At 31.2% G+C, this 4,494-nt stretch carries 3 protein-coding genes; 2 read left to right on the top strand and 1 reads right to left on the bottom strand.

Features of this window, described 5'->3' with window-relative positions:
* The coding region (locus FPG59_RS14270) for a S8 family serine peptidase (RefSeq protein ID WP_140344678.1) at positions 1-2,528 on the top strand (2,528 nt) is incomplete at its 5' end.
* 11 nt (positions 2,529-2,539) lie between these two features.
* Here FPG59_RS14270 and FPG59_RS14265 read toward each other — a convergent pair.
* A complete protein-coding gene (locus FPG59_RS14265; RefSeq protein WP_086455247.1) occupies positions 2,540-3,109 on the bottom strand; it encodes a Crp/Fnr family transcriptional regulator in 570 nt (189 codons plus the stop codon).
* A gap of 230 nt (positions 3,110-3,339) precedes the next feature.
* Between FPG59_RS14265 and FPG59_RS14260 the strand changes: the two genes are divergently transcribed.
* Entirely contained in the window at positions 3,340-4,452 is a 1,113-nt protein-coding gene (locus FPG59_RS14260; RefSeq protein ID WP_086455246.1) for a polysaccharide lyase family 1 protein, read from the top strand.
* Positions 4,453-4,494 lie beyond the last annotated feature (42 nt).

Here is a 4,494-nt window from a genome sequence, read left to right as displayed (position 1 = left end):
ATTCAAAATTTAGTGTGATTTCCTTTTCAAAAAAAGAATTTAAAAATCACAAACTTAGTTCACTACCTCTAAACGATTTATGGAAATTACCCACAGGTTTAAAATATCACTCTTCAAAAAAAAAATACACAATAGTTACTGATAGCGTAAAAAATGTAATTAACAAACTCAATGCCTTAAAAATTGAAACTACCACCCAAGGCAATGTGGTACTTGTTGAAGCTAATTATAAAACAATACTTAACCAAATCATCCCTTTGAACGATGTTTTGTCTGTAACGTTAGAGTCCTATAATCCTTCATTTGAATCTAAAATTATAGATCAAAACTTTAGTGTTAACCAAATCAATGGGGCCAGTAAAAAATTTGCTGATATTACTGGTTTTAACCAAATTGTATCTGTAAAAGATGCCTTTTTTGACACTAATGATGTTGATTTACTACAAAAACACATTCAGTCAAGCACGCAATCTAATCAAATATCACAGCATGCTACAGCCATGGCAACTATTGTTGCAGGTTTAGGAAATAGTTCTGTACTTGGAAAAGGTGTTGCACCGCAAGCAAAAGTTCAGTCTTCCAATTTTCTTTCTATATTTCCAGATGAAATTTCAAGCCTACAAGGAGCCACGGTTCAAAATCATTCTTATGGAACAACAATCGAAAATTTTTACGGTAACTTAGCCTCGGTTTATGACAAAACACTTTATGAAAATCCAACGATCAGTCATGTTTTTTCTGCTGGAAACAAAGGTGTAGAAGGTTTTAAAAGCATCACAGGAAATTTTAAACAATCAAAAAACAGTATTGTGGTTGGAAGTGTAAATGCTAGTGAAAAAAGTATGTCTTTTTCATCAAAAGGACCTGCGTATGACGGTAGAATCAAACCCGAAATTGTAGCCTATAGTACAGAAGGTACCTCAAATGCAACAGCAATCACAACTGGAATTATTACCTTAATGAAAGAACTATACGAAAAAAAATACACCTCTCAGCTACAAAATGCAACCGCGAAAGCCATTTTAATAAATAGCGCAAAGGATTTAGGTAATAAAGGCCCTGATTTTACATACGGTTTTGGTAACATAAACGCATTAAAATGCTTAAACAGTATAGAAAAAAATAGAATTATAACAGGTACAAGTGTTCCAGGTCAAAAAAACAACCATCAAATAATAGTTCCTGAAAATAGTAAAAACGTTAAGATAACCCTAGTTTGGAATGATCCTCCTGCACCAGCAAATACTAATATAAGTTTAATTCATGATCTAGATTTGGAATTAATTTCACCAACAGAAACATTTTTACCTTGGATCTTAAACCCAGATTTACCTCAAGAACCCGCTAAAAAAGGCGTAGATAAAATAAATACAGTAGAACAAATAGAACTAGAAAATCCACAATTTCAAACCTACACTATTGTTGTTAAAAATTCTCTAAGTAATAATGCTATTCAAGATTACAGTATTGTTTATGATTATGAGTTAAAAAACACATTTGAATGGTACTATCCTATTTTATATGATAATTTCCCATTAGACGGAAAAACAGCTTCACCTTTTAAGTGGAATACTACAATTGAAAATAACACTGGAGATTTAGCAATAAGTTACAATGAAGGACAAACCTGGGAAACTATCGCTACTAATATTAGTATTAATACAAATCAATACCTTTACCTACCCTCTCAAGAACTTTTTACGAAAGCAAAACTTAAAATGAAAATTGGGGATGAAGACTTTATTTCAGATGATTTTATCATTTCTTATGATTTAAATACCACAACTTCATTAGTTTGCAATGGAGTAACCGAAATCAACTGGACTAAACCAGAAACAGTAACTAGTTTTAACATTTATGAATTAGTTGATGATAAACTTGCATTTAAAGAGCTAGTAACTAACTCCAACTACACTTATACAAACGGTAAAATTCACGCAGTTTCTCCTAATTTTAAATCTGTTGAGGGTATAAAAAGCGAATCTACTTTACGGTATGAAAACAACTCAAATTGTTATTTTGAATTTGTCAATGCTGCGATTACAACGGATAATAAAATAACAATTTCAACAAACCTTTTTAGTCTATTTCAAATAAAAAATGTAGAACTCCTAAAATTAGTCAACAACAAAGAAGTACTTCTAACATCAATTAACCATCCTTTATCTAAAAGTTTTTCTTTAGTTGATAATTCACCGTCTGAAGGATTTAACAAATACAGAGTACGACTTACATTGGAAGACAATACAATAATAAATTCTCCAACTATTGATATTATTTTTCTGGGAAAAAATGATTTTTTTGTTTATCCAACAGCTTTAAAACCAAACCAAGACATTAATATTGAAACTAAAGCAGAAGAAGCTTCTTTCTCTCTTTTTAACTTGAACGGGCAAAATATTGTATCACAATCCTTTACTACCAAAAATAATTCTATCACTTTACCAAGTCTATCAAGTGGTATTTACATTTACAAAATCACTTCTAAAACTGGAAAAAATAAAACCGGAAAAATCAGTATTCAATAAGATGAAACAACTCAAATTGTCTTTTTTATTTTACAAAGGAATTCATGTGATACACCCAGATACGAAGAGAGATTTCTATCATTAATACGCTGTGCTTTTACGGGATATTTATTTATGAAATCTATATAACGTTGTTTTGATGTCTTGTTCAAGATATCAAGCAATCTATCCTGCATGACAATATTTGTTTTTTCTATAAGCAAGGTGTGAAATTTTAAAAGCTTTGGAACTTCTTTAAACAATTTAGTTTTATCATTTTTGTTGATGACTAAAATTTCACAATCTTCAAGGGCTTTGATGTTATATCTTGTAAGCTTATCATGATAAAAACTTTCAACATCGCTAATCCAGTCATTATCAAATGCAAAAAAAAGAATGCTCTCTGCTCCGCTTTCATTCATCTGATAAATTTTGAATACTCCTTTAAGAACAAATGCTTCATATTTACTATTAGAATCTTGATTTTGGAGATAATCATTTTTTTTTAGTTTAACCTGTTTTACGTTTTCCAAAATTAATTCCCATTCTTCATTGGTCAAGGGAATTTTTTTCTCAATGTTATTTCGCAGTAATTCGTACATTTTTTTGGGGTTTGATTTATATTAATTATGCATTATTTTAATCGAAAAACAGTAGGTTATGCAATCGATTACGTAAAAATAATGAATTTATGGTATTTTCAATATAACAATTAATAAAAAACACAAAATTTAATTAATTACATGTTTTATTGAACAAGTTCAATAATTATACGTTTTTTTATGATTTATTTTGTAAAGCTTTAAATCACTAACATTTAACAAAAAGTACTATGAAATTAAATTTAAAATTATCGATTTTCATTGTGAGTCTTTTCTTTGGACTTACAAGTTGTAACAATGAAGAAACTGCAGAAAACAATGCAGTTACTGCTGAGTTAGAAACAAAAACAACAAAAAACAATGCAAGAGTTGGAGATTGTGCTGCTGTTCCTGGTTGGGCATCACAAAATGGTGGAACTACTGGCGGAGGCAACGCAGCTGAAACAGTTGTATCTAATTATGCACAGTTAAAGGCTGCGATAGAAAACACTTCGGTAAAAGTCATCAAAGTAACAGGAACCATAACTATTCCTGCAACTTCAACTGGACGAATAGCTTTTCAAGATCAAACTGGAAAAACTATCTATGGTGCAAGCGGTGCAAAACTGGTTTCAACGGATCAAACAAAAGCCAATTCTGGAATTTTGAATATCAAAAGATGTAAAAATATCATTCTTAGAAACCTAATTTTTGAAGGACCAGGAGCCTACGATACAGATGGTTGGGATAATGCAATAATTGATAATTGCCAAAATGTTTGGGTAGATCATTGTGAGTTTAGAGATGGGGTTGATGGAAATTTAGATATCAAAAACCAGTCGGATTTCGTTACAATTTCGTACACAAAATTCACTTACTTAAAAGCTCCAAGGCCAGGTGGATCAGGAGGTTCTCCAGATCACAGATATTCTAACTTAATAGGTTCTAGTGATGGCGCAACAGCTGATAGAGGTAAACTTAGAATAACTTTTGCAAGATGTTGGTGGGCTAATGGATGTAAAGAAAGAATGCCAAGAGTGCGTTTTGGTAGAGTTCATATCGTGAATAATTATTTCAATAGTTCAGTAAGTAATAAATGTATAGCAGCTGGAGTTGAGGCTAACATTAGAGTAGAAAACAATGTTTTTGAAAACGTAAAACAACCTATAGATTTAATGAGTGGTTTTACAGCAGTTACAGCTGTAGGAAACATTTTTACAAACACTACAGGTAATACAGCTGGCAGTAATACTGCTTTTACACCAAGTTATACTATACCGTTACTAACTGCAAGTGCTGTAAAAGCTAATGTTACAGCTGGAGCAGGCGCTACATTTACTGGCAACATTTGCGGATCTTTTTAAACAATAAACATTTTTTTTTAAGAACACTTCTTGCACAGCAGG

The sequence above is a fragment of the Flavobacterium sp. FPG59 genome (assembly GCF_002150205.1).
GTDB lineage: Bacteria > Bacteroidota > Bacteroidia > Flavobacteriales > Flavobacteriaceae > Flavobacterium.
Note: the sequence above shows the minus strand (reverse complement) of the source record. Positions and strands in the feature narration are given on the sequence as shown.